The organism is Shouchella phoenicis (assembly GCF_047238345.1).
Lineage (GTDB): Bacteria > Bacillota > Bacilli > Bacillales > Bacillaceae_D > Shouchella.
This window is the reverse complement of record NZ_JBDFMQ010000001.1, coordinates 755,964-782,448: the sequence shown is the minus strand read 5'-3', so window position 1 is coordinate 782,448 and position 26,485 is coordinate 755,964. Positions and strand designations below refer to the sequence as shown.

Here is a 26,485-nt window from a genome sequence, read left to right as displayed (position 1 = left end):
CTTTTTAACCATTGAAATGAATTTCATCAATCCTACATCGTCTCTCAAAAACGTCTTGTTCCCGCGGGAGTCGTCGCCAATTTCAAAGTTGATTGACTGATTTGAATGAATGTCATCATTTGTTTATACAAGAAGAGATCTCTAAAAGAAATCTCCTTGTATGTTGCTTTAACGTGTCTCTTACCCTTTTGTTGCGCCTGACGCTAATCCTGAAATTAAGTAGCGCTGTAAGAACAAGAATACAATCGAGATTGGTACAGCAATAAGTACCGCCCCCGCCGCAAAGCGTGTAAAGTTTGTAGCAAACTGATCATTAACGAAATTGAACAACCCTAACGCAAGCGTGTAGTTTTCCGGACTACGTAAGACGATTCTCGGTAAAATGAAGTCCATTAATGGATTCATAAAGTTGAACAATGCCACAACCGCCAAGATTGGTTTTGCCAATGGAAGGACGATTGTAAAGAAAATCCGAAAATGCCCGGCGCCATCAAGTTTAGCCGATTCATCTAAATCTTTAGGCAATGTATCGAAATACCCTTTTACAAGAAATGCATTCATTGGAATGGATCCACCAACATAGATAAGGATTAATCCCCACAAGTTATCAAGTAGACCAATTGTGTTTAAAAGAACATAAATCGCAACCATCGCCATAATTACTGGGAAAATTTGAAGAACAAGGAATAAATAAAGCCCGTTCTTTTTTCCAACGAAGTTATAGCGCGAGAATGCGTACGCTGTAAAACAGACAACAATTGTTGAGAGAATAGACGTAACGGTTGCAACAAATAACGAATTCATATACCACGTTGTGTATTGACTCTGTTCGTCAAAGAACAACCAGCGATAGTTTTCCAATGACCAGTTTTCTGGCAGGATACTTGCTCCGTAAATATTCGTCCCCGGACTCAATGAAAGACCGATTGTCCAAATTAATGGATACGCGATAATCACGAACATAAAGAAGATAAACGCATACATGAGAAAGACTTCTATTTTTGATTTTGTTTTATGCTTCATGGTCTATCTGTCCTCCTTAAATGACGCGCTGCGACGGAATTGCAACACTGCAAACAGGGCTACAAGAATACCGATAATAATGGAGATTGCTGCCGCCATACTGTATTGAGAGTTTTCAAATGCTAAGCTGTATACCCATGAAATTAAGATATCTGTACTTCCGGCACTTTGACCACGTACTGGTGGTCCCCCCTCATTAAATAGGTAAATTAAGTTAAAGTTATTAAAGTTACCCGCGTACTGCATAATCAATAATGGTGCTGTTGCGAAAAGTACGTGTGGTAGCGTGATAAAACGGAATTTCGCAAACCGACTTGCGCCATCCATATCTGCTGCTTCATACCAATCATCAGATACACTTTGCAAGATTCCAGTAAAGAGGGCAAACACAAACGGGAACCCTAGCCAAACTTGAATCATAATTAACGCAATACGTGTGTAGAACGGATCGGATAACCATGGAACCGCAAAATCAAACAACGGGACAAAGATGTCCGTATTAATCGCACCAAACCCATCATTAAACATTGCCGCAAAGATAATAATTGTGACGAAACTTGGTACAGCCCAAGGTAAAATAAGGACAGTACGAATTAGTTTCTTCGCTTTAATACGTTTATCATTCACAATAACTGCTAGGAATAGCGCTAACGCAATTTGTAGTGTTGTCGCTACAACCGTCCAAACAATCGTCCAAGAGAGAACCGAAATGAATGTTTGACGCCAAATTGGAATCGTCGCTAGATCAATAAAGTTTTGAAAGCCAACCCAGCTCAACACATTTCGAGGTGGTGAATTAAATAGGTTGTAATCTGTAAAGGCAAGGACAATCATGTATAAAAGCGGGAATACGACTGCTAAAAGCAATAATGCCAAGCCTGGTAAAACAAGTAGGTAAGGGAATCCTTTATCCCAAGAATGCTTCGTACGTTCACGTAGCCTTGGGATTCCTACCCCTTCTAGACGCATCTTTGCGACACGGCGCGCGTCTTTTATATTTAAAAACACCATGATTGCTGCGAAAATTGTTAAGAAGATCGCTACGATGCCTTGTCCAATTAACACACGAGAATCATCAACGCCATCCAACGTTCCAAGGGTAAATAACCCCCAATAGCCCATGTTAAAGATGTCGTAAAATACAAAGATAAATGCAGCTGTTACAAGAAGAAGCAAAGCTCCCTTGAGCCACTGGCGGTTATAAAGTTGTCCGAGTCCAGGAATAATGGATAAGATCCCTGCAAGCTTGGGGTTATGATTGTTCATTGGCTCTACGTCTTTCATTCTCTACCAGCCCCCATAATTTGTATTTCATCTTCAATTAATTCAACGGTTTCCTCTAATACTTCTCGTACATCATTTCCTTGTGAGATAAACACGTTTGCATCGCCCATTGGTCCCCATACAGCGGAAACTTCAGGTACATTCGGCATAAAATACGCATGTTCAAGTTGTTCTTGGAAACCTTCGTAAAGCTCGTCGTCTAGCGTCACTTCGGCACGAGCGGGAATTTCACGTTTGTTTTCAAAAAAGATTTGTGCGCTTTCTTCATTCGTCATAAAAAGTGCCAATTCCGTTGCCCAGCTAATATGATCGCTATATCCGTTCACCATCCACGCTTTCACGCCACCGAGAGAGCGCATCGGATTTCCGTCCACAGTCGGTAGCGGTGCTGATTTCAAGGAATCCCCAAGGTTCTCTCCATATTCAGCAATGTTCCAAGGACCTGAGAATACTGCTCCTACACTTCCATCTAAAAATAAACCATTCAAAATGTCCGCATTTAGATTTTGTGGTAAGTACCCTTCCTGGTGAAAGCGCTGTAACATTTCGCCACCTTTAACAGCCCCATCATTCGCTAAGCCAATATCCAGTGTGTCATAGTCTTCGCCTTCTTCAGCAAAGATGTAGCCACCGTACGCATCGTAAAATGGATAAGCAAAATACATTTCACGTGATTCTAGAAGAAATCCAAATTCATTTGCAGAAGCGTTCGTATATTCTTCACCGATTGCCTCTAAATCCTCTATCGTTTCGGGTGCTTCATCAATAATGTCCGTGTTGTAAAACAACGCATAGGTCTCAACTGCCGCAGGAACACCCGCTAGCTCGCCTTCATAGCTAAGTGCTTCCAATGTTCCATCTAAATATTCCGCTTCTTGTTCTGGCGTTAGTTCAATATCAGCTGCCAAACCCTGAAGTGTAATACTTCCAACCATATCGTTCGGTTGATAAAACAAGTCTGGTCCACCACCAGCTGGTGCATCGAGTGACATCGCTTCTAATTGATCCCCCATACTAAAGGGCGTAATCCTTACTTCAATCCCCGTCTCAGCTTCAAAGTTATCGCCAATTTCTCGATACGCCAAAAGTTCACGCTCATCATCATTCACCCATATATGTAGCGAATCTGGTTTATTTTCCTCTGTTGCTGGTTCCGTTTCAAGCTCTTCCATCACACCATCTCGATCTGGACCGCACGCACCGAGCATCGCAACAGCTACTGTCATACTCATACCAAACTGCCATTTTTTCATCTCGTATCCCCCCTATATATGCTTAAGCAAAGGCAAACGTTTGCATAAAATAATTAAACCGTTTACATACCAATTACACACATAGTATACGGGTAATTTTATTATTAGGCAATAGTTATTTTTTTATATAGGAAATCGTTTGCAAAAAGGTTTGACACCAATCCCACACCAACTATATGATTTAAGAAAACAACCTAGGAGGGTTATGATGAATCAAGCTGGTATTATTCACACCCAACAACATCACCACCTTTTTTTAACATCCTCACATGAAGCCGTTATTCGTCTGCAGACACCTTTAGATGAAGGAATTCGCGTGACGGTTATTCATGGGGACCCTTATGATTGGCAAAACGAACAATGGCAATCAAGCAATTCCCCTATGTCACTCATTCATAGCGATGACATTTATAATTATTGGTCCGTTTCTGTTTCAATGCCTTACTCTCGTATGCGCTATGGCTTTAAAATAGAAACAAGTGAAAAGACGATGTTTTATACCGAGAGAGGGTTCTATACGCAACAGCCGAAGGAAATTTCCGCTTATTTCTGTCTTCCTTATGCGCATGAAACCGACGTATTCACCCCCCCATCTTGGGTTGCGAATACAGTGTGGTATCAAATTTTCCCTGAACGGTTTGCAAATGGTGAGCCTGCAAGAAATCCTGAAGGTACGTTACGTTGGGGAAGCGAGGCACCTAAACCGGATACCTTTTTTGGTGGCGATTTACAAGGTGTCATCGATCATCTAGATTACTTGCATGACCTCGGTATTACCGGCGTTTATTTCACACCGATCTTTAAAGCGTTTTCTAACCATAAATACGATACGATTGATTATTTAAGCCTTGATCCACATTTTGGCGACGAAGAAACGATGCGTACACTTGTGAAAGAATGTCATAAGCGCGGCATTCGCGTGATGCTTGACGCGGTTTTTAATCACAGCGGCTATTATTTCCCGCCTTTTCAAGATGTGTTAGAAAACGGCGAGGATTCCGCATATAAAGAGTGGTTTCACCCGTTTGACCTTCCACTCAAACCAGACGGCGAACGTCCAAACTATGAAACCTTTGCTTTCGTTTCGTCTATGCCAAAATTAAATACAAAACATCCTGATGTTCGCGCGTATCTTTTAAACGTAGCGAAGTATTGGATTGAGGAATTTAATATTGATGGATGGAGACTTGATGTTGCAAATGAAGTCGATCACGATTTCTGGCGCGCGTTTCGTTCGGAAGTTAAACGTGCAAAAGACGATGTCTATATTCTTGGTGAAATTTGGCATCAATCAAGTGCATGGCTACAAGGGGATCAGTTTGATGCGGTTATGAACTATCCTCTAACAGATGCGATTCAAAATTATGCGCTTCATAAGCAAACAAGTGAAGAGGCAAAAATGGCGCTAACGAAGCATTTAATGAGCTACCCTGATACAGTAAATGCTGCACAATTTAACATGCTCGACAGCCATGATACCGCTCGCATTTTAACAACAAGTCATTCCAATAAAGCATTAGTAAAGTTACAGTTTACCTTACTGTTTTCATTTCCTGGTTCTCCTTGTATTTACTACGGTGACGAAATCGGTATGGCCGGAGTAAACGATCCAGGCTGCCGTGCTTGTATGATCTGGGACGAAGACAAACAAGATGTAGAGATGCTCAATTTTTTGCGGAAGTTAGTGGCACTCCGAAAGAAGCATTCAGCATTTGGGACGTACGAATCCCTTGTATTTCTAGACTCTGAAGATGATGATGTTCTTCTTTACCAAACATCTACACCTGAAGAAACATTGCTATTTGCCTATAATCGTTCCTTAGAACAAAAGACTCTTTCTCTCCAACAAAAAAACGCACAAGGTTATGATCTTTTTAAAAACGAGTCTGTCACTTCTTCGTTTTCATTAGAACAAGAAAGCTTTTGCGTGGTACAATTAACGTACAGCACATAATTGCTTTATGAACTTGCCAAGCGAATGTAGTCGCTGGCAAGTTTTTTATGTGATTAACCCGATTCATATAAGGTTTCAATGTTTTTCCAGTGAATGTATAGGGAATAGGAAATTTGAATAAAACGTAGACGAAAAACATGATTCTTCCATAATAATTGAATGACATGAGCCTTGTTGATTAGATGTGTTGTTCTCATGCTCGCCATTTCATAGGACCAGATAGGATGAACATTATCTTCATCATCACACAAGGAATTAATTTAGCGATTAGAACAAAGGGGATACTATAAACAATGATTGATTCTCAGTTGTTACGTGAACAACTAAATAATAAAATCGACGAGTTGTGGACTGAACAAGTAGAATTTCTAAAAACGATCACTCGCTTCCCTTCATTGAGCGGGAAAGAACATCGACTTCAGTTGTTCTTAGCAGACTATTTATCGACAAAATTAAACTTGCAAGTAGACCGTTTTTACCCTGACATAGAGCGTATTGAAAAACACCCTGGCTTCTCCCCTGTTAATTGGTCCTATGAATACAGCGACATTGTGATTGGCACAAAGAAAGGCGCAAATCCATCTGAAGGAAAGACGCTTATCTTTCAAGGTCACGCGGATGTTGTTAGTGCTGAACCGACCATTGAGTGGGAGACGTCTCCTTGGGAACCAGTTGAAAAAGAGGGTCGTCTTTACGGACGGGGAACTGCCGATATGAAAGGCGGTCTCTCTGCCATGATTTTTGCATATCGTGCCTTAATTGAGTGTGGCTACGTGCCAAATAACGATTTTATGCTTCAAATTGTTCCTGACGAGGAGCGCTCGGGTAACGGTGCGCTAGCGGCTCTTGAAGCAGGATACACAGCGGACGCTGCTCTTATTCCTGAGCCATTTGGCTTGCAACCTTCCACTGGACAAGTCGGCTCACTTTGGTTTGAGATTTCCCTTCGAACGATAAAAAAAGATCAAATAAACCAAACCCAAACCAATGTTATTGAGAAAATACACATGATTACGTCTGCACTTCTCGCGTTTGAGCGTCATTTAAATCAAACGAGATCTCACCTCACTTTTTCAGATCAAGATAAGCCAATTGATCTGAATATTGGTAAGGTAACAGCAGGTGATTTTGCATCAAACGAACCGATTCGAGCAAAAATTGAAGGTCGTGTCGCTTTACTACCAGGAGAATCTGTTGCTGAGCGCAAACAAGAATTAATTGAATGGATTATGCAAGAAACGAAAAAAGACGCGTGGTTTATTGAAAATCCACCTGACATTGAATTTTACGGATTTCATGCAGAAGGTACATTAAGTAACGAGTCTTCTGAGTTGTTTAAGGAGCTTGATACAGCTCACGAGCTCGTAACCAACACTCAACCATCTAGACGAACATTACCTTCTACGACAGATGCACGTTTTTTTCAGCTTTATTACGATATTGATGCAACGTGCTACGGTCCTATTGGCGGTCATTTTCACGAGGTCAACGAATGGGTAGATTTAAAAAGCGTCCGCGATGTGACGAAAGTGTATGCAAACTTTCTAGCGAGCTGGTGTGGCGTAGATGAGAAATAGGCAATTTAAAAAGGGATGCTAGTAGCATCCCTTTTTTTTCGTAAGCGCTTGAATGAAATAGCGAATTAACTTTATTTCAGAAAAGAGTCCGCTATTCTCGTTTCTGCCGTTCGTAAATAAAGTTGAATGATTGGTTAAAGGGCATACCCGAGGCAAAGAAGACACCGTGAGTGCAAGTCATCGCGCAGCGAAAACGGATGTCGGGCTTGTGCCTGTGGGAAAGCGTTCGCCACTTTAAATCAATCGTACGTATTTTTTGCATCCATTTCGAGTTATCAAATTGACTTAAATCACATTATTTTGCAGAAACTGTTCAATTTCTTCTTTACTATAGCCAATTTCCATTAGTACACTTTCGTTATTTTCACCTAAATCTGGTGCAATGGAACGAATACTCCCAGGCGTCTTTTCAAACTTCGGTACAATTCCCGGTACTTTTATCGCTCCTAAACGTGGATGTTTCACTTCCACAATGTTCTCTCTCGCTTTATACTGCTCATTTTCAAAAATATCGGCGATGCTCATAACCGGACTAATCGGAACGCCGTAACTATCCAGTTTTTCCAGTAATGCTTCTCTCTCTTGTGCGTGAATCCACGCTTCCACAATTGCATTCGTCTCATCGTTGTTTTCTAAGCGACGCGCATTTGTATGGTAGCGCGGGTCTATGAGCATATCTTCTCGATCCATCGCTTTCGCTAAGCGATTAAATGTTGTGTCCGTACTCGTTACAAGTACAACCCAATGGCCATCTTTTGTTTGAAAGGTTCCTGATGGCGAAGAGTGGCCAGCTAATCCTGGCGCACGCTCCCGCACTTTTTGAAGTTGATCGTATTCGGCTACAAGAAATTCCATCATGCGAAAGACCGTTTCATAGAGTGCGATATCAACCATTTGCCCTTCTCCATCTTCATGAGCATCACGATGATAAAGTGCCGTAACGGCTGCAAACGCAACATAGATTCCACAGATATAGTCTGTTAACGAGAATGGTGGACTGACTGGATGACGATCGGTAAAGCCTTGTAAATACGTGTAGCCACTAAACGCTGTGGCTGGCGTCCCAAAGCCTGCTTTTTCTTTATAAGGACCTGTTTGACCATAGCCAGACACTCGAATCATAATGAGGTTTGGGTTAATTTCTTTTAGGATATCATAGCCAACTCCCCATTTTTCAAGCGTACCTGGTCGAAAATTTTCTACAAGAATATCGTGAGTCGCAGCTAATTTTTTTAAAATCGTGACGCCCTCTTCTTGATGAAGGTCGAGTGTTAACGATTTCTTGTTTCTTGATAAGCCTGGCCAGCGAAGGGGTTCGTCCTCTTTAAAAGGCCCTACGCTTCTTGACGTATCCCCTCTTCCTGGAATTTCAACTTTTACTACGTCAGCTCCAAAATCTCCAAGTAATGCAGTCCCATAAGGAGCGGCAATCATTGTAGACACATCGAGCACTTTGACGCCTTCTAATGGTGTTTTCATCTTTGTACACTCCTTTATTTACTCTTTTTAAGGGATGCTCACATGTGATTTTTCACTATCAGGTGAGTAAATGTCATTGATGTTCCATTGACCGTCAGTCGGAACGGGTTCATTTCGCATTGCGACATCAAGCACAACCGGCTCGTTCGCTTCAATAGCCGCTTTGAGCTCTTGTTTAAATTCATCCGCCGATTTAACTTTGACCCCTTTTACACCAAACCCTTTTGCGATTTCAGCAAAATTAGGAGTGTAGCTTTCTCCATCTTTCTTAAAAAGTGTTCCGTATGTTGTATCGTAATGAGCCATCTCCAACCCTGCGATTGTGCCATATGCACTATTATTCATGACTACCCAGACAACTGGAATGTTTTCTTCTACAGCCGTTGCAAGTACAGCTGGATTTTGACCAAATCCACCATCACCAATTAGCGATACAACTACTTTGTTCGGCTGTGCAAGTTTTGCCCCAAGCGCAGCAGAGGACCCAAAGCCCATTGTTGCGTATCCTCCAGGTGTTAAAATGGAGCCTGGTGTATAAATCGGGAACTGTTGACCAACGCCATTTTTATTCCAGCCTACATCTGTTGTGATATATGCGTCTCTTGGTAATACGTCGCGAACATCCGCAAGAATGCGTTCAGGTTTCATCGGGAATGCGTCACTTGTCGCGTTGTCTTTAATAGATGCTCGTAAAGATTGACGATAGGTTTGAATCTCTTCTTTCAACGTGGCATTGCGGTCAATTCCAACTGGATACAAGCGCTTTGCCACACGATTTAAGGCAACGAAAGCTCGTTTTAAATCAGCAACCGCACCAATTTCAACTGGATAATTACGACCAATTTCACTTGAATCAATATCAATATGAATCAGTTTTGTTTTTGGAAAATTAAACGTGACATCATGGTACCAAGAACTAGAGTCGGCTTCAGAAAAACGTGTACCAACTCCAAATAAGTAATCTGCATTTTTTGTCTGGTCATTAATAAATTTTGTCCCCCAGAACCCGGTCATGCCAATAGTTAAATCATGATCATCTGGCAAGACACCTTTACCCATTAAGGAATGCGCGACAGGAATGTTCATATGGTCAACAAACGCTCTTAACTCCTCTTCTGCTTGTGAAAGAATGACTCCCCCACCTGCATAAATGACAGGACGCTCTGCTTGTGCCAATGTCTCGACAATACGTTCCGCTGTCTCTTCATCTAGTGATGGTTTTTCAACCGTCTGTGTATGATGATTTAACATCGCAAACTTCTCTTCTTCCACTTCTTTTGAAAACATGTCCATCGGTACAGACACAAGAACTGGACCAGGACGGCCACTTTCTGCTAATTGAAACGCCTTTTGCATAATTTCTGGAAATAAATCTTCACGATCCACACGCCATGCGCGTTTTACAAACGGACGATAAATCTCCCATTGAGCGCCATCTGCATGCATGTTTACTTCTTGGTGTGGATGCTTTCCGTAATAGTGACTCGGAACGTCTCCTGCAATCACTACCATTGGAATGGAATCAAGCGCCGCATTCGCTACACCTGTAGCGGCATTCGTTAAACCAGGTCCAAGGTGGCTCAATACTACAGAGGTTTGACGCTTTGCTCGTGCATACCCATCTGCCGCGTGGGACGCAATTTGCTCATGGCGAACATTAATAAACTTAATTGGGCTTTTGTCTAATTCGGCTAGCACGGCAATATTCGTATGACCGCACAAACCAAACACATGTTCAATTCCACGACTTTCTAAATACTTTACAAGTTGTTCTGATACTAGCTTCTTCATGAAACAACAGCTCCTTTAAATTGTAGTACGATTTTTGCATAATTGCCGCTTAATGCCATTTGATACGCTTCTTCATAGTCATAAAAAGGTTTGATTTTTGAAATGAAGATCGTTGGGTCAAAGGTTTCCTCTAATAAGTACGATACACTTGTCTGAAAATCAGCTGGAAATTCGTAGATAATGCTGCCAACAACTTTCTGTTCATTTCGAACAACTTGCGCGACAGGAATGGTTGCTTCTGGTGTAATTCCAATCAATAGTAGTTCTCCACCTGGTTTCAAGTGTGAAAAGCATGATTCTACCGACTGTTTTGTACCTGCGGCTTCAATGACGATATCAAATGTTTCGCCGACAATATCCATCGGATGACCGAGGATAATGTCATCAAATGACTGCAATAATGCTAATTTATTTGCATTAATATCGATAGCGGTTACATTCCCTCCAACATGATGAGCTAACGCAGATGCAAGCAAGCCCTCTGTTCCACAGCCAACAACAAGCACCCGCATACCAGGTTGGATGTTAATTTGTTTGATCCCGTGGACAATGACCGATAATGGCTCAATTAACACAGCTGCCTCATCAGACAGTTCATCTGGAATAGGTAAACAATAGCGCGAATGGATAATTATTTCTTCTGCAAATCCACCGTCACACGTGATACCGATCGACTGTTTTTCTTTGCAAATATTTGGTTTGCCTTTCAAACAAAACTCACACTGTCCACAAAACGTATTTGGTGTGACAACGATACGACCGCCTGGTTTAATGTGTTCCGCTCGGCTCTCAATAACCTCACCGACAATTTCATGCCCTGGTCGTAGTGGATATTGCGCATGAGGCAACCTACCTTTATATACGGATAAATCAGACCCACATATACCGCCATAAAGTAACTTTATCTTTACTTCTCCATGTTGGATGTTCGGCAACGGGAGCGCATCTCTGACTTGCATGACTTGAGGTTGATCTAGATAGATCTCTTTCACCGTACATCGCTCCTTATAGTGTCAGAAAGTCTTGAAGTACAATCATTTTTGTTTCGCTCATTTCTTCTACTGCAAATCTTGGACCCTCACGACCAATTCCACTATGCTTCACCCCACCGTATGGCCAATGGTCGAGACGGAAATTCGATGTTCCATTTATAATGATTCCGCCCATATCGAGAGCTTGTGTCACTTTCTTCACAACCGTTAACGATTTTGTAAACAAGCCTGCTTGTAAGCCAAACTCAGAATCATTTACTTCATTAATCGCCCAATCTAAGTCGCGATAAGGAATTAAACTTACGACGGGTCCGAAGACTTCTTGACACACAACTTTGCTTTCTTTTTTCGGATTCATTAGAATGGTCGGTTGTACTTGCGCGCCATTCGCAGAACCGCCGTGAATGACCTCTGCCCCATCAGAAACCGCTTCTTCAATCCAGCTCGTAATTCTTTCGGCAGTATCTTTTGCAACAACGCAACCGATGTCAGTACGTTCATCACGAGGATCACCTACATAAAGTTTCGCTGTTTTCTCTTTCATTTTTTCACTAAATGGCTCGATGATTGATTCATGCACATAAACCCGCTGAACCGATATACAGCTTTGACCTGAGTTACTAAAAGCGGTTTTTGTTGCTAGTGTAGCGGCTCGGTCTACATCCGCATCTTCATGGACAATTGTGCCTGCATTCCCACCTAGTTCGAGCAGTACTTTCTTCATGCCTGATATTTTGCTAATTTGTTGACCGGCTGGTACCCCACCTGTAAACGAAACCAGATTGGTACGAGAATCTTCAACGATTTTTTCGCCTACTTCTCTTCCACCGAGCACCATTTGGATGGCTTGGGCAGGCATCCCGGCTTCTAGTAAGAGTTCCACTAGCGCAGCTGCAATCAACGGCGCTTGCGGTGCAGGCTTTAAAACGGTTACATTTCCAGCAGCAAAACTCGGGCCAATTTTATGGCAGATTAGATTAAGTGGTGCATTAAAAGGTGTAATGGCTGCGATAACGCCTACTGGCACACGGAACGTAATGGCTGTTGAGCCCTTCCCTCTAGACGATGCGCCACCAGGAATCGTCTCGCCAAATTGACGTTTCGCTTCTTCGGCAGATTGAATGAGCGTTTCGATAGATCGCCCCACTTCATCCCGGGTATTCTTTAAGGCTTTTCCAACTTCAGAAGAGATCAGTTTTGCAAGCTCTTCTTGTCTCTCTTCCATTAATGTTGCCGCTTTATAGAGAATGGTTGATCGTTCAATTGGCTCTAGTTTAGCAATCTCTTTTTTATGAGTAATAGCCGATGCTAATGCTTCTTCTACTCCTTGCTCATTCGTTTCATATTGATGCCCGATTAATTCATTTAAATATGGACTTCTGACTTCTATTCCTTCACTTTCAACTGGTGTTACCCATTCACCATTTATAAACGATGTGGCTGTTTTCAACCTAATCATTCCTCCTCTTTAACAAGTGCTTTGCCCGTATAGCGAACAAGGTTCTCTTCATTCGGACAAGGTCCCTTAATAAGGGTACCTTTTTGCAGTTCTTCGTACGCATGCGCCACGATCCCCATCCCCCGTGATAAGGCGAAAATGCCTTTCGCCGCTTCGGCTGGGATGCCTAATTCACACTGAATAGCGGCAGAGATGCCATCTACATTAATCGTAAATGTTCGATTTTTACGAGTTGAAATCTCATGCCGGTATTGTTCTAAAATCGTTAAGTAATCCCCGGTAATCTCACCATCATCAATAAGAGACTGAGACAATTCATAGAGGCGTTTCACCCTCGGATCATTGTCATGTAATTGATGGCCAAAGCCTGGTAATTTCTTTCCTGCTTCTAAGATTTCATCTAGCTGTTGTGCAACGTCACCTGTGCCTTTGTGCATTGCCTCCTTCGTGTCATACAGAATAGCCATTGAATCCTCTACAGCGCCACCGTGTACATCGCCAAGCATATTGACACCTGTAGCCACCGCTGAATTAAACGTCACCCCACAAGTCGCTGCCATCCTAGCAGCAGCAATTGATGGTGCCCTAGGACCATGATCCGCTCCTGCTACAAGAACGCTTTCAAACAACTTTGCTTTTTGTTCAGTCAACTCCTCACCTACTAAAAGGAAGAACAACATTTGCGTGTAGGAAACGTTGCCAATTAAATCTTCAACTTTTTTCCCACGAATGGTAATTTCATTTTTTTTAATGTCGCTTATGTCTGTTTCCCACCAAGCGCCACCTTGTTTATAGGTTTCTAACGCACTTCGTCCTGCCATACCAACACAACCCTTTGACTTAATTTTTAGATTATACTTGTATACAAGTATATTGTAACACAACCTTTCATTATTCTTCTACTATCTATCTAGTAAAAGCAATGACAGCTGTGGAATGAAAATGACAAGCAGGAGATTAAAAATCATCACCCCGACAAATGGTAGAATTGCTTTTGATAGTGTCACAATCGATAAGTTTGATATACTCGATGCGACAAACAAATTCACACCGATTGGTGGTGTAATAAACCCAATTGCTAGATTCAAAATGACAAGCATCGCAAAATGAATGGGATCATACCCAAGCTCCATCCCTACAGGCACTAACAATGGTGTAAAAATAATAATTGCAGCCGTTGTATCCATAACGGTTCCAATAAGCAGGAGCATGGCTGTAATTAACAAGATAATGATGATCTTCTGATCGGATACAGCAAGAATTGTTGAAGCAATCGTTTCCGGCATTTGTTCAATCGTCATCACTCGACCAAATACAGTCGCTGCTGCGATTATAAATAAAATTGTTGCAGTCGTTAACGCTGAGTTTTTTAAAATATCATATAGTTGGTTCCATTTTAATTCTTTGTACAAGAGAAATCCTGCTACTAAGCCGTAAACAACGGCTACTGCTGCCGCTTCTGTCGGCGTAAAGAAGCCACTATAAATACCACCTAATATAATGACCGGGACAAGTAGCGCCCATTTTGCATCCCAAAACGCATTCCCTACCTGTTTTATTGAAAAACTTTCTTTAGAACCCTTATATCCCTTTGCTTTTGCGTAAAGGTAGGAATATACAAGTAAACTAACCGTTACAAGCAGTCCTGGGATAACTGCAGCGATAAATAAATCCCCTACAGATACACCGCTCGTGACGCCGTAAACAATTAATGGAATACTTGGCGGCAAAATGACACCTAAAGCGCCTGCTGCCGCAATTAATGCCGTTGCAAAACGCTTGTCGTAACCCATTTCAATCATAGCAGGAATCATAATTCCCCCTACTGCAGCCACCGTTGCAGGGCCTGATCCAGAGATTGCTGAGAAAAATAAACACGTAATCACGGCTGCCATTGCAAATCCACCGGTATAGTTTCCAACAAGGGTTTTTGCTAATTCGAAAAGCCGTCTCGACAATCCCCCTTTTGCCATGAGCTCACCAGCTAAAATAAAAAATGGTACAGCCATAATAGGAAATGAATCGATTGCCGTTATAAAACTTTGAACAGTAAATTCCAACGGCATTGTTCCTGCCACGATTAGCGCTAATATGGAAGCTAAGATTAAGGCAATTCCGATAGGCGCACTTAAAGCGAGTAAGCCCGCAAAGCTACCGAACAACACAGCTGCTGTCACAGTTATCCCTCCTGCCGTTTTGAGTAAAACGGATACGTCTCTCGTTCTTCATTATGAGTAGATTGGTTGGCTCTATAATAATTTTCCAATTCTTGTTTAATCTTTTGAATAATCCTTATACTCGTCATAAGCATACCGATAGGTGCAGCTACATACACATAACCCATCTTCATCCCTAATCCAGGCGTAACTTGGCCAAGCTGAATAATTTCTAAACTCATTGCGCCTCCATAGATGACGATAAACAGAGCAAATAAAAGAAATAACCCGTAAACAATTAAATTAAAAACGAGTTGCCTCTTCTCATTTAAAAATGAGAGGATCGCATCAATTTTAATATGTCGCTCTTCTTTCACACCATAGCTAATGCCGATAAACACGAGATAGATAAAACAGTAACGCGCTAACTCCTCTGACCAGCCAAGAGAGGTGCCTAAAACAAAGCGCATAAAGATTTGTAGCGAGATTGCTAGAACCATTATGGATAAAATGATAACTAACAACACCTCTTCTATATGCTGCTCGACCATTCGGAAGACCTTCATCATAGCCCCTCCCTATTCCTGATTAGTCGCTTGTATATGTTCCTGTATACGCTGCATCCAACCATAGTTCCCTTCAATATTTTCAAATTTTTCCCGTACAGGGTTCGTCTCCGTAATCCAACGTTGACGCTCCTCATTCGTTAATTCAGAAATGATTATACCTCTTTCTTCTAAATATCTGCGACTCTCCTCCGCTTCTTGCTGATTGGCTAATCGTTGATTGTATTGGACTTCATCTGCTACCTTTTCAACAGCTTGTCTTTCATCCTCGGTCAGCGTTTCCCAAAAAGCCTCACTTACCATAAACGGACTCGCATTATAAATATGATTTGTCATTGTTAAATACTGTTGAACTTCATAAAAGTGACTATTTACAACATTTCCAATAGGATTTTCCTGACCAGTAATCGTCCCTTGCTCTAAGCCAATATAAACTTCTCCATAGTTCATCGGTGTAGGATTGGCACCAAGCTCACTCCAGATTTGCATATGCCATCTGTTTTCTAACGTTCTTAAGTCCAATCCTTGCACATCTTCAAGCGTCTCAATCTCTTTTTCATTATTTGTCAACACTCTGAATCCGTTTTCAAAATAGTTAATTCCAATTACTTTTTGTGGCTCTAATTCTTCTAGTAGATCTTGACCGATCGGCCCATCTAAAAGCTCATACGCATTCTCTTCATCCTCAAATAAAAATGGCAATTCTAGCACATTAAAGGTTGGGACAAATTGTGCGATTGGTCCGGTCGACATCGTAGCCCCTTGAATCGTATTAAACTGCATACCTTCAAAAAGTTCACGGTCCCCACCTATTTGTCCATTTGTATAAACTTCTACTTGAATGGAGTCATTTGTTTCCTCTCCTAATCGTTCAGCAAACTGGTAAAGCGCTTGACTAAGAGAACGATCTTCAGGTGTTGTGTTTGCAATTCTCATGATCTTCTGTTCGTCGGCATGCCCTGTTACCGTGCACGCTGCTAACGGTACTAAACAACTTATAAAAAGTAAGATACGCTTCATGTTGCGTCCCCCTTTTAATCGTTACGATTGACTAGAACTGGTTTCACCAATAAAACTCATGTGTACTTTTTTATCCTCATTTATAGAACAGCGTATTGCTTCAATGACTTCCAGCGTTTTTACTCCTTCTTCACCAGGAACTCTTGGTTCTTCAAGACCTCTTATGACCTTAATGAAATGAACCAACTCTTCAACAATTGGATCAACAAGGTTTTCAAATTCAGTCGTCTCTTCCACAAGGGCATGTTCCCATCCATAAGATTCTTCCTTATAGCGATACATACGCATACTCGGAAAAGCAATACTTCCTTCTGTTCCAAAGAAGTAATAACAATCCTCTTCATATGTAGGATACTTACCGTTTTCCTTCATCGTAAATTCGTAAGACCACGGTGCAGGCACACCATCGGATAAAAAATAATTGACCGTTGCCCCGTTATTCAACTCCATCATCGCGCTCAAGGAATCTTCTACGTTGTTTCCACGAATTAAATTTCTTCCTAATGCGTAAACGCTTTCAACTTCGGCATTCGTAACATAGCGCAAATTATCGATATCGTGTATTCCATTAATGAGTAAAGGACCTCCACCTTTTACAATTCGCCACGCCTCATTGTAATAAGGCTTGTCTTTCGCTAACACCCACATCATATTCACACTGATTAACTGTCCTATCTTCTTTTCATCTAGTAATCGTCTTAACGCATTAAGCTTACTAGAGTATCGACGATGATGGCCGACTAAGAGCTTGATTTCTTTTTTCTTGCAATAATCTACCATTTCTTTTCCTTCTGAAACCGTATCGGCAATCGGCTTTTCTACAAGGCAATGAACACCCGCATCCGCACACATTTTTACAGCCTCATGATGAAGTTGATTGGGTAGTGTAATAATCGCACCGTCTAACGAATTTTCAGCTATTAATGATTGATAATCTGTGTATAAAGGCACTTCTAACAAAGATGCTCTCTCTTGTGAAAGAAGATCGTTTCCAGCTACCGCCACTAAAGAAATCCCTTTCATTTTCTTAATTTCTTCAGCAAATTTAAAACCATGATTCAGTCCAAAAACAGCTAGTTTCATCATTACTCCCTCTTTCGTGATACTAGTATACAAGTATTGGTTTAAAAGATACCCAATTAATATTGGGTATTAAAATAATCTGGGTACTTCCTCATAATATCATCGTAGTAATTTGACACATTACGTAAATGGGTGACGAGTAACGTTTCCACTTCCTTTACGTTTCTTTTTTCAAGCAAGGATACAAGCTGGTCATGATCGTCGATAATCCTATCCATTTCTCTCGTTTCAAAAAATTCTAGATAGCGCATTCGGTTTACATGACCGCGAACTTGGCGCACAATCGCACTTAACGTTTGATTGCCACAAATATCAAGCACTTTGTCATGAAACACTTCATCATATTGATAAAAATCATCAACATAATCATGCTCTGCCGCAAACCGCTGTTCCGCAATAATCTTTAGAAGCTCTTTTTTTGCCAACTCATACGTGTCATGTCCTTGTTCCCAATTACTTGCCACTTCTTTAAAAGCTGTTACTTCTAAACTTTCTCGAACACGATACGATTCTTGCACCTTTTTTTTAGATATGTACTGAACTTGAATGCCTTTTTGCGGTTTAATTGCTAAGAATTCTTCTGAAGCTAGTAAGTGAATTGCTTCTCTTACAGGCGTTCGACTAATACCTAATTCCTTTGCAATATCGTTCTCATAAATCATTTGGCCTGGTTTGTATTTCAACGTAATAATCTGCTGATAGAGGTAATGATACGCTTCACCAGCTAATGTCTTTCTTTCCACAGATAATTTTTTCACTTTATTCAACTCACTATTATTCATGAATAATCAAATTATATATGGGTACTAGTATACATGTCAACACATAGAAAATCTTCGCTATGAGCAAAAATTTCACTCATCTCTACCTTATATCGATAGAAAACCCCTATTAACTAGTCATCTTCACAGCATCATTTGCCTTTTTTCTAATCGATCATGCGCAACATTTCAAAACTTAGCATACGTTGAAAAAGATTGTTATTGAATTTAATTAGAGAAAAGGACTGATGATGAATGTTTGATTCTTACGATGGATGTCCATCGAACATCCAACGTTTTAGACGAACAGCTAGAAATGGGGGTTCTCCAAACAACGTTGGTCCAACTGGACCTACTGGCCCTACCGGACCTGGTAATGGAGGTGGTGGAACTGGTATAACTGGACCGACTGGCCCTACCGGACCGACCGGTGCAACGGGCATTGGCTTTGAAGGCATTGTTCCTTTTGACCCAGCTGCGGCACCAGGATACCAAGTTGGACAAATCGTAACGTTTAATGGGAGCACATACCTTGTTAATACGGCTTCGCCTCAAGGTACACCTGGCACGTCTCCTGACTACACCCTCATTGCTGGAGCAGGACCGACCGGTGCAGTTGGAACAGGTGCAACAGGGACTACAGGGGCGACAGGCATTGGCTTTGAAGGGATTGAACCATTTGATGTTACAAGAGCACCAGGGTATGAAGTAGGGCAAGTTGTGACGTTTGATGGAAGTACGTATCTCGTTAATACCAATTCCCCTATTGGCATACCTGGCACGTCTCCTGAGTATACGCTTATTGCTGGAGAAGGCACGACTGGAGCCACTGGTCCAGCTGGTGCCACTGGTCCTACAGGGCCTACTGGCGCAACGGGCGTTGGCTTTGAAGGGATTGTTCCTTTTGACGCTGCTGTAGCACCTACGTATCCTGTTGGGCAGGTTGTCACCTTTAATGGTAGCACGTACCTTGTCAATACGGCTCCTCCTACAGGCACGCCAGGAACATCACCAGATTATACGTTAATTGCTGGTGCTGGTGCTACGGGCGCAACGGGCATTGGATTCCAAGGCGTTGTTCCTTTCGATGCGGCGACCGCTCCTAGCTATCCTGTTGGGCAGGTTGTCACGTACGAAGGTGGCACGTATCTTGTTAACACTGCTCCTCCTACTGGTACGCCTGACACATCTCCTGACTACACGTTAATCGCCGCTCCTGGCGCAACAGGCGCAACTGGTCCTGCTGGTGCCACTGGCGTAACAGGCGTTGGTTTTGAAGGCGTCGTTCCGTTTGACGCTGCTGTAGCACCTACGTACCCTGTTGGGCAGGTCGTCACCTTTAATGGTAGCACGTACCTTGTCAATACGGCTCCTCCTACCGGTACGCCAGGAACATCACCAGATTATACGTTAATTGCTGGAGCAGGGGCAACTGGTCCTACAGGAGCAACAGGCATTGGCTTAGCTGGCGTTGTTCCTTTTGACGCGACAGCAGCTCCAGGCTATCCTGTTGGGCAGGTTGTCACGTACGAAGGTGGCACGTATCTTGTAAACTCAGCTCCACCTACTGGAACACCGGATACGTCTCCTGACTACACGTTAATCGCCGCTCCTGGCGCAACAGGCGCAACTGGTCCTGCTGGTGCCACTGGCGTAACAGGCGTTGGCTTTGAAGGCGTTGTTCCTTTCGACGCAGCGACCGCTCCTAGCTATCCTGTTGGGCAGGTCGTGACGTATGAAGGTGGAACGTATCTTGTTAATACAGCTCCACCTACTGGAACACCTGATACGTCTCCCGACTATACCCTCATTGCTGCCCCAGGCGCAACAGGACCTACAGGAGCGACAGGTGTTGGCTTAGCAGGAGAAGTGCCTTTTGACGCAACCTCCGCTCCTGGCTATCCAGTTGGGCAGGTTGTCACGTATGAAGGCAGCACGTATATTGTAAACTCAGCTCCACCTACTGGAACACCTGATACGTCTCCTGATTACACCCTGCTTGCTAGTGTAGGAGCGACAGGGGCAACTGGGCCTACTGGCGCAACCGGGGTCGGATTAGAAGGAATTGTTGCGTACGATCCAACTGCCGCACCTTCGTACCCTGTTGGTCAGGTTGTCACGTACGAAGGCAGCACGTATATCGTAAATACAGCTCCACCTACCGGCACCCCAGATACGTCCCCTGACTACACCTTACTTGCTGCATCAGGTGCGACCGGGGCGACTGGACCGGCTGGCGCTTCAGGAGCAACTGGTATTCAAGGACCTTCTGGTGCGACAGGCATCCAAGGACCGACTGGACCAGCTGGCACTGGCACTACTGGTGCTACTGGTATTCAAGGGCCTTCTGGTGCAACGGGTATCCAAGGACCGACTGGACCGGCTGGCACTGGCACTACTGGTGCTACTGGTATTCAAGGGCCTTCTGGTGCAACGGGTATCCAAGGACCGACTGGACCGGCTGGCACTGGCACTACTGGTGCGACAGGCATTCAAGGACCTTCTGGTGCAACGGGCATCCAAGGACCGACTGGACCGGCTGGCACTGGCGCTACTGGTGCGACAGGCATTCAAGGGCCTTCTGGTGCAACGGGTATCCAAGGACCGACTGGACCGGCTGGCACTGGCGCTACTGGTGCGACAGGCATTCAAGGGCCTTCTGGTGCAACGGGTATCCAAGGACCGACTGGACCGGCTGGCACTGGCGCTACTGGTGCGACAGGCATTCAAGGGCCTTCTGGTGCAACGGGTATCCAAGGACCGACTGGACCGGCTGGCACTGGCGCTACTGGACCAGCAGGGGCAACTGGACCGACTGGGGCGTCTCCACTGCAACCATTCTTTAATAGTAATCTTCAGCCACAAACAATCGCAGCAGGAGCAGCGGTTACGCAGTTAACACCAAGTCAGTATGCGGGAATTGGCTATAATGCTGCAACAGGAGCATTTACGATTTTAACACCAGGACTCTATTATATTGGCGTCACGTTAAACAAAGCGACGGGCACAACAACCGGTTCTTCATTCGGCTTAATTTTAAATGGAAATACCGTGACCCCAGTTGCTCCAGCGGCATCGGCTGGAACAGCGGGACAGACAAATGTTATTCGTGTCCAAAACTATGTAGCTGGCGACACATTTACAATCACAAATCTTTCAACGTTTGCGGTTACAATTGCAAACGCACCAAACGAAGCAAATAGCGCAGGTCATGTGTCGATTTACCGATTTGCATCTGGATTCTCTGGAACACTTATTACAACCACAACGTAACACGTAAGAAGAACCTTGTAGATTCCGATCTACAAGGTTCTCTTAATTTTTATTTAATTTTTATAGGTGTCTTTTTAACAAAACGATAAACGAAACGAAGCGCAAGCATTGTGATTGCAACGCTCCCCATATAAATAAACCAGATTGGTATCGCCTCACGTACAGGATTAGACCAAATCCATTCATTTAAAGATAGGAATACGAGCGCTAGTAAAACAAACCCTAATCCAATGAGCCAGCCGTATCGGTAGAACCCCACGCTAATCAACCATCCTACTCCGTAGAAGAACAAGAGCTGAATGGCAAAAAAGAGGATAAAAAGAGTAGGTGAATCGAGTAAACCAACTCCCTCTGTCGAAAACTGCATATGAATACCCAGGTGCCCGTTCTCATTAACAATATTAGTTCCTTCCTCTGCACTTAGCATAGAACCTGGTAACCCGAATAGCCTAAACACTCCTTTTTCAACAAGAGAAACAAAGAAAAACAACACCAGCATTGTAAGTGTTAATAAGCTTGTTGCCGCAAGTGAACTCTTGAAATATCTCTTTCGTGTTTGTCCTAAATGATAATAATAGTCTAGGAAACGATAAGCCGACATAATGCCTAAAACAAGCATGAATATGCGAGACGGTTGAAAAGAGAACAAAACAAATGGTTCGACGCTCCCACCAAAATAAGCAGCCAAAAAGATAAGTACTGCTTGAAAAAACACAATAACAATGAGAAACCATACTAGCCAGGTAAGTTTTTCTTTATAGAGTTCTGTTGTTAACAAGTTCACTGTCCGTCCCTCCTCTTTCGGTTAAGGCAATAAATAATTCCTGTAAAGGGATTTGATTTATCCGAAGTTGGCGATTTTCGCATTCAAGCCTCATGTGGTCATCTATCTCACCGTATATCGATACCGCTTTGGTTGGTCCAAGTAGTTGCTCCCCAATGACTTGATAGCCTTGTATAACCTCTGCGACTGCCTCCGCGTCTCCAGTAATTGTATGCCCTTTTTCTATTAACTGCTGATACGATTCATCAATCATTAATCGTCCATTATTTAAAATCATCACTTCTTCAAATAGATGCTCCATCTCTGATACTAAATGGGTTGAAATGATCATCGTTCGAGGAAATCGTTCTTGCTCATCTAACAGTTCGTTATAAAAAAGTGTTCGTGATGGGGCGTCCATCCCTAAATAAACTTCGTCAAAGATCGTGATAGGTAAGCGACTAGCTAACCCCATAATGACTTGAACAGCCGCTTCACTCCCCTTCGATAATTTACTTACTCGCTTCGATGGATCAATATTAAATTTCTTCGCTAATCCATGGGCATACGAAAAGTCAAAATTCTCTCTAAAACGGTGCGCTTTTTTAAATAAATCTTCCACTTTCGTATTGTCTGACTCTCGATCTAAATCGTTCCGCTGATAGAACATTCCAATGGAAGCCATCGCTTGCTCATTTTCATATAAAGGTTCTCCGTTAAAAAATAGTTTGCCCTCTTTTGGCATTCTTGCTCCTATTAATAAAGAAAGAAATGTCGTCTTTCCTACACCATTTCTTCCTAACAGACCATATATTTTTCCTGCTTCAAATTGTGTCGTTAGATCGGACAAGACCATCTGGTTTCGATAGGAAAAGCCTACATTCTCTACAGTGATTCGCACTAGAGTTCCTCCTTCTTTACATGCCTTACATACTCGATTAATTCGTCTTCAGAAATTCCTAGTCGATTCGCCTCTTGAACCATTTTCAACACATATTTATCAACAAATTCTGATTTACGACTGTTTAACAATTTCTTCTTCGCTCCTTCAGAAACAAACATGCCAATCCCACGTTTCTTAAATAAAATCTCGTCATCTACCAACTTATTAATGCCTTTTGCTACCGTCACATGGTTGAGTCCATAAAACTTCACAAGTTGGTTTGTAGATGGCGCCTGATTTCCCTCTTTTAACTGATCGTTAACAATTTGATCTTCAATTAACTCTTTGATTTGTAAATAAAGCGGCTTATCACCATTATTTAAAGGGTTCATTAGCACCTCCAACAATCCATATTCCAATATGGTTATATAGTTATGTATATAACCATAACAGCGTATAGGTGACACGTCAATTCTATTCAATAAAAAAAGCCTTGGCTATTTGCCAAAGCTTTTGCTGTTATTCATAAAAACCCATCTGATGATCTTCTGACTGCCACTGCCCAGTCTTGCCTTTTTTCTGATCCTGCTTCATTCGTTGGATTAATGAATAAAGATCAACATCTCCTTTTTGATGCTTTTCCAATGCACAGCTAACGAACAATTCATTTAATTGAGCAAACGAAAAACCTTCAGAATGATGGACGAGCAACGAATGTTGTTCGTTAGAGAGAACTAAAGCGAAGTTCTTATCTTGAATGTACTGTTCTCTTAGTTGTTTATTAGGCAATGCAAATTCATAACCACGATCAAACCGTCCAGCTCGGTTCATTAGCCCAGGATCAATGTCTTCAGGATAATTCGTTGTACCAATTAAGAAGATTCCTTCTTTTGACGTTGCGCCATCAAGCGTATTCAAAAAATAAGATCGAACGCCATCTGGCATTGAATCAATATCCTCAATAATAAGAATAATAGGTGCTAGTCGATTAGCCATTTGAAATACTTGAGAAATCGATTCACTAGAAGTAAATTCTGTTATTTGCCAATAGGCAGCCGGCGCATCTACCGTGTGGGCGATTGATTTCGCTAATGTCGTTTTTCCGTTTCCAGGCGGTCCATAAAGCAAGATCCCTCTTTTATACGGAATGTCGTACGTCTCAAAAAACGTACGATCCTCTTCAAAAAAGTAATCAAGCATTTGATAGATTTCGTCTTTCATTTCTGTGTTTAACAACACATCTTCACGGTGAACTGTTTTTGTGATTGGTTGTTGTTCGTGATTCAGTCCATCCATCCCATCAGTGAAGATCAACAATTCATGACGGCTTTTCTGCCATAGTCGTTCCTTAACAGTTGCTAAGAAGCGTTCCATCGCGGAAGGGCTCGTTGCAAAGATACATTCAATATTAGTAAGGTGAGCACCTTCCATTGTTGGGATTTGTGCAAATGCAATACCTTGTTCTGGATATGCATAGACATTATTACTTAATGCCTGCTGCACTTTATAAATTGGCATTTCGCTTTCAGAATCATATGAAAAAGTATGACGTTCCATTTGATCATACACCATAGCCACGTGTTCGATCTCGCTGTTCACTCTTAAATCCTCTTCAAACAATGTCCAAAGTTCAAAATGAAACTCGTTGATTGAAAAAAGTTCATATGTATCACCATAAGTTTCTCGTAAGGAACCTAAGATGCGTTTTACGACTATTGATAAGGTGAGATATTCACTTGCTTGCTGATTATCATATTCTTCAAAAGAGATAATAGATTTCATGCTACACTCCTCAACGATAAAATTGTCTATTACACGAACAATATACCATATACCCTCTTCAATTATCAGATTCATTGAATGATAAATTAGATTGTTAGGGATTCAACATCGTTTTATGAAATGGACTCAAGTCCAAGTTGATCTCATATAAGTTAAGAATACGAATTTCTCTCCACAAAACTTCGATAGGACGTGATTTTCACTATGATATCAATCCCTTTACAGAAAGATAGTGTGTATGCCGTTGGGTTAATGTCTGGTACGTCAGTCGACGGCATTGACGCTGCACTTGTTAAGCTAATAGGATCAGGTTATCACACAAAAGTAGAATTACTCGGTTTTGAGACATTTCCTTTTAATGAGAAAACGAAAGAGGCTATTTTTGCTTCCTGTCACCCTGAAACGTCTTCTGTATCCACCATTTGTCAGTTAAATGTCACCCTTGGTGAGTTAATGGCACAAGCCGCAAAGAACGTTGTAAGCAAAAATGGCATGGACCTTTCCATGATTGACTTTATTAGTTCACACGGCCAAACCCTCTATCATCTACCAGAACAAAGAGCCACTCTACAAATTGGTGAACTAGCAGTCATTGCCCATGAGACCGGTAGATTAACCGTTGGTGACTTCCGTCCAAGTGACTTAGCCGCTGGTGGCCAAGGAGCCCCCCTCGTTCCTTTTGTGGATCAGCTTCTGTTCCAGCGAAAAGATGTTGGGCGAATTCTGCTTAATATAGGCGGAATGGCCAATCTTACAGTTTTACCGAAAAAACATGACATCTCAAACAATGCTGGCGTTGTCGCGTTTGATAGCGGACCAGGAAATGTATTAATTGATGAAATCGTGCGAATTGGGACAAATCACGAGAAGCATTATGATGAAAACGGGGCATACGCTTTAATAGGTACTATTGATCAAGACTGGTTAAGCCACCTGATCTCGACCGATTCCTTTTTGACTCTTCCTTATCCTAAAAGTACAGGGAGAGAAGTATACAACAAACAAAAAGCAGAGGCACTTTGGGAAGAAGGACAAAAACGCTCTCTATCTTTTGAAGAAATCGTCGCAACCGTTTCTGCCTTTACCGTTCAAACGATTGCCGAAACAATCGTAACCCAATTAGATCCACATGTGACGACAACAGAAGTGTATGTGGGAGGTGGTGGCGCACGAAATGCGTTTATCATGAAGCACTTAGAACTGTCTCTTAACCGACCTGTTTTGTCAATGGAGGAACTTAAGATTTCGAGTGATGCAAAAGAAGCGATTGCTTTTGCGATTTTAGGGAATGAGTTTTTAAGACAACAACCGAATAACGTTCCTAAAGCTACCGGAGCAAAAAAAGCGATTTCAATGGGTAAACTTGCTCTCCCTTTTTAATATGAA

21 protein-coding genes are annotated in these 26,485 nt (G+C 42.3%); 4 read left to right on the top strand and 17 right to left on the bottom strand.

The features are described 5' to 3' along the window. Positions 1-180: 180 nt before the first annotated feature. Genes ABC361_RS04375 through ABC361_RS04365 form a run of 3 tightly spaced genes read right to left on the bottom strand, consistent with a single transcriptional unit; the run spans position 181 to position 3,560 of the window. A complete protein-coding gene (locus ABC361_RS04375) occupies positions 181-1,023 on the bottom strand; it encodes a sugar ABC transporter permease (protein ID WP_413072857.1) in 843 nt (280 codons plus the stop codon). A 3-nt stretch (positions 1,024-1,026) separates the two neighbouring features. Next, complete coding sequence (locus tag ABC361_RS04370; RefSeq protein ID WP_413072856.1) at positions 1,027-2,307, bottom strand: sugar ABC transporter permease; 1,281 nt, start codon at positions 2,305-2,307, stop codon at positions 1,027-1,029. After that, complete coding sequence (locus tag ABC361_RS04365; protein WP_413072855.1) at positions 2,304-3,560, bottom strand: sugar ABC transporter substrate-binding protein; 1,257 nt, start codon at positions 3,558-3,560, stop codon at positions 2,304-2,306. The genes ABC361_RS04370 and ABC361_RS04365 overlap by 4 nt, the downstream gene beginning before the upstream one ends. A 208-nt stretch (positions 3,561-3,768) precedes the next feature. Between ABC361_RS04365 and ABC361_RS04360 the strand changes: the two genes are divergently transcribed. Then, complete coding sequence (locus tag ABC361_RS04360; protein ID WP_413072854.1) at positions 3,769-5,514, top strand: glycoside hydrolase family 13 protein; 1,746 nt, start codon at positions 3,769-3,771, stop codon at positions 5,512-5,514. A 293-nt stretch (positions 5,515-5,807) separates the two neighbouring features. Further along, on the top strand, positions 5,808-7,091 hold the full coding sequence (locus ABC361_RS04355) for an ArgE/DapE family deacylase (RefSeq protein WP_413072853.1): 1,284 nt from the start codon (positions 5,808-5,810) through the stop codon (positions 7,089-7,091). A 285-nt stretch (positions 7,092-7,376) separates the two neighbouring features. On the opposite strand, the gene ABC361_RS04350 is transcribed toward ABC361_RS04355, so the two are convergent. From ABC361_RS04350 to ABC361_RS04305, 10 genes are all read right to left on the bottom strand, one after another. Next, complete coding sequence (locus ABC361_RS04350) at positions 7,377-8,570, bottom strand: CaiB/BaiF CoA transferase family protein (RefSeq protein ID WP_413072852.1); 1,194 nt, start codon at positions 8,568-8,570, stop codon at positions 7,377-7,379. A gap of 27 nt (positions 8,571-8,597) precedes the next feature. After that, positions 8,598-10,361: a thiamine pyrophosphate-binding protein gene (locus ABC361_RS04345; protein ID WP_413072851.1), complete on the bottom strand. Its 1,764-nt coding sequence runs from the start codon at positions 10,359-10,361 to the stop codon at positions 8,598-8,600. Then, on the bottom strand, positions 10,358-11,353 hold the full coding sequence (locus tag ABC361_RS04340) for a zinc-dependent alcohol dehydrogenase (RefSeq protein WP_413072850.1): 996 nt from the start codon (positions 11,351-11,353) through the stop codon (positions 10,358-10,360). Before ABC361_RS04340 ends, ABC361_RS04345 begins: the two co-directional genes overlap by 4 nt. Positions 11,354-11,366: 13 nt before the next feature. Next, the gene (locus ABC361_RS04335) at positions 11,367-12,812 is read right to left on the bottom strand and encodes an aldehyde dehydrogenase family protein (protein ID WP_413072849.1); all 1,446 of its coding nucleotides are present in this window, start codon (positions 12,810-12,812) and stop codon (positions 11,367-11,369) included. Next, positions 12,809-13,633: a citryl-CoA lyase gene (locus ABC361_RS04330; protein WP_413072848.1), complete on the bottom strand. Its 825-nt coding sequence runs from the start codon at positions 13,631-13,633 to the stop codon at positions 12,809-12,811. Before ABC361_RS04330 ends, ABC361_RS04335 begins: the two co-directional genes overlap by 4 nt. An 81-nt stretch (positions 13,634-13,714) precedes the next feature. Beyond that, complete coding sequence (locus tag ABC361_RS04325; RefSeq protein ID WP_413072847.1) at positions 13,715-14,989, bottom strand: TRAP transporter large permease; 1,275 nt, start codon at positions 14,987-14,989, stop codon at positions 13,715-13,717. A 2-nt stretch (positions 14,990-14,991) separates the two neighbouring features. Then, the gene (locus tag ABC361_RS04320) at positions 14,992-15,534 is read right to left on the bottom strand and encodes a TRAP transporter small permease (RefSeq protein ID WP_413072846.1); all 543 of its coding nucleotides are present in this window, start codon (positions 15,532-15,534) and stop codon (positions 14,992-14,994) included. 12 nt (positions 15,535-15,546) lie between these two features. Then, positions 15,547-16,554 (bottom strand): TRAP transporter substrate-binding protein, encoded by a 1,008-nt coding sequence (locus ABC361_RS04315; RefSeq protein WP_413072845.1) that lies wholly within the window; start codon positions 16,552-16,554, stop codon positions 15,547-15,549. A gap of 21 nt (positions 16,555-16,575) precedes the next feature. Then, on the bottom strand, positions 16,576-17,637 hold the full coding sequence (locus tag ABC361_RS04310; RefSeq protein WP_413072844.1) for a Gfo/Idh/MocA family protein: 1,062 nt from the start codon (positions 17,635-17,637) through the stop codon (positions 16,576-16,578). 56 nt (positions 17,638-17,693) lie between these two features. Continuing rightward, positions 17,694-18,395 (bottom strand): GntR family transcriptional regulator, encoded by a 702-nt coding sequence (locus ABC361_RS04305; protein WP_413072843.1) that lies wholly within the window; start codon positions 18,393-18,395, stop codon positions 17,694-17,696. A gap of 258 nt (positions 18,396-18,653) precedes the next feature. Here ABC361_RS04305 and ABC361_RS04300 point away from each other — a divergent pair, with 258 nt between their 5' ends. Next, positions 18,654-21,671, top strand: a complete 3,018-nt coding sequence (locus ABC361_RS04300; protein ID WP_413072842.1) for a beta strand repeat-containing protein — start codon at positions 18,654-18,656, stop codon at positions 21,669-21,671. 49 nt (positions 21,672-21,720) lie between these two features. On the opposite strand, the gene ABC361_RS04295 is transcribed toward ABC361_RS04300, so the two are convergent. From ABC361_RS04295 to ABC361_RS04280, 4 genes are all read right to left on the bottom strand, one after another. After that, positions 21,721-22,455 carry a hypothetical protein gene (locus tag ABC361_RS04295; RefSeq protein ID WP_413072841.1) on the bottom strand — a complete coding sequence of 245 codons (735 nt, stop codon included), beginning with the start codon at positions 22,453-22,455 and terminating at the stop codon, positions 21,721-21,723. Next, positions 22,427-23,335 carry an ATP-binding cassette domain-containing protein gene (locus tag ABC361_RS04290; protein ID WP_413072840.1) on the bottom strand — a complete coding sequence of 303 codons (909 nt, stop codon included), beginning with the start codon at positions 23,333-23,335 and terminating at the stop codon, positions 22,427-22,429. Before ABC361_RS04290 ends, ABC361_RS04295 begins: the two co-directional genes overlap by 29 nt. After that, positions 23,335-23,709 (bottom strand): GntR family transcriptional regulator, encoded by a 375-nt coding sequence (locus ABC361_RS04285; protein ID WP_413072839.1) that lies wholly within the window; start codon positions 23,707-23,709, stop codon positions 23,335-23,337. The genes ABC361_RS04290 and ABC361_RS04285 overlap by 1 nt, the downstream gene beginning before the upstream one ends. Before the next feature lie 127 nt (positions 23,710-23,836). Further along, positions 23,837-25,099 carry an AAA family ATPase gene (locus ABC361_RS04280; protein ID WP_413072838.1) on the bottom strand — a complete coding sequence of 421 codons (1,263 nt, stop codon included), beginning with the start codon at positions 25,097-25,099 and terminating at the stop codon, positions 23,837-23,839. Positions 25,100-25,303: 204 nt separating this feature from the next. Here ABC361_RS04280 and ABC361_RS04275 point away from each other — a divergent pair, with 204 nt between their 5' ends. Then, positions 25,304-26,479, top strand: coding sequence for an anhydro-N-acetylmuramic acid kinase (locus tag ABC361_RS04275; RefSeq protein ID WP_413072837.1), 1,176 nt, complete (start codon positions 25,304-25,306; stop codon positions 26,477-26,479). Positions 26,480-26,485 lie beyond the last annotated feature (6 nt).

Bases quoted from the DNA above. Each gene is read 5' to 3' on its own strand.
- ABC361_RS04375 (WP_413072857.1), bottom strand. From the start codon at position 1,023: ATGAAGCATAAAACAAAATCAAAAATAGAAGTCTTTCTCATGTATGCG.
- ABC361_RS04370 (WP_413072856.1), bottom strand. From the start codon at position 2,307: ATGAAAGACGTAGAGCCAATGAACAATCATAACCCCAAGCTTGCAGGG.
- ABC361_RS04365 (WP_413072855.1), bottom strand. From the start codon at position 3,560: ATGAAAAAATGGCAGTTTGGTATGAGTATGACAGTAGCTGTTGCGATG.
- ABC361_RS04360 (WP_413072854.1), top strand. From the start codon at position 3,769: ATGAATCAAGCTGGTATTATTCACACCCAACAACATCACCACCTTTTT.
- ABC361_RS04355 (WP_413072853.1), top strand. From the start codon at position 5,808: ATGATTGATTCTCAGTTGTTACGTGAACAACTAAATAATAAAATCGAC.
- ABC361_RS04350 (WP_413072852.1), bottom strand. From the start codon at position 8,570: ATGAAAACACCATTAGAAGGCGTCAAAGTGCTCGATGTGTCTACAATG.
- ABC361_RS04345 (WP_413072851.1), bottom strand. From the start codon at position 10,361: ATGAAGAAGCTAGTATCAGAACAACTTGTAAAGTATTTAGAAAGTCGT.
- ABC361_RS04335 (WP_413072849.1), bottom strand. From the start codon at position 12,812: ATGATTAGGTTGAAAACAGCCACATCGTTTATAAATGGTGAATGGGTA.
- ABC361_RS04330 (WP_413072848.1), bottom strand. From the start codon at position 13,633: ATGGCAGGACGAAGTGCGTTAGAAACCTATAAACAAGGTGGCGCTTGG.
- ABC361_RS04320 (WP_413072846.1), bottom strand. From the start codon at position 15,534: ATGAAGGTCTTCCGAATGGTCGAGCAGCATATAGAAGAGGTGTTGTTA.
- ABC361_RS04315 (WP_413072845.1), bottom strand. From the start codon at position 16,554: ATGAAGCGTATCTTACTTTTTATAAGTTGTTTAGTACCGTTAGCAGCG.
- ABC361_RS04310 (WP_413072844.1), bottom strand. From the start codon at position 17,637: ATGAAACTAGCTGTTTTTGGACTGAATCATGGTTTTAAATTTGCTGAA.
- ABC361_RS04300 (WP_413072842.1), top strand. From the start codon at position 18,654: ATGTTTGATTCTTACGATGGATGTCCATCGAACATCCAACGTTTTAGA.
- ABC361_RS04285 (WP_413072839.1), bottom strand. From the start codon at position 23,709: ATGAACCCTTTAAATAATGGTGATAAGCCGCTTTATTTACAAATCAAA.
- ABC361_RS04280 (WP_413072838.1), bottom strand. From the start codon at position 25,099: ATGAAATCTATTATCTCTTTTGAAGAATATGATAATCAGCAAGCAAGT.
- ABC361_RS04275 (WP_413072837.1), top strand. From the start codon at position 25,304: ATGATATCAATCCCTTTACAGAAAGATAGTGTGTATGCCGTTGGGTTA.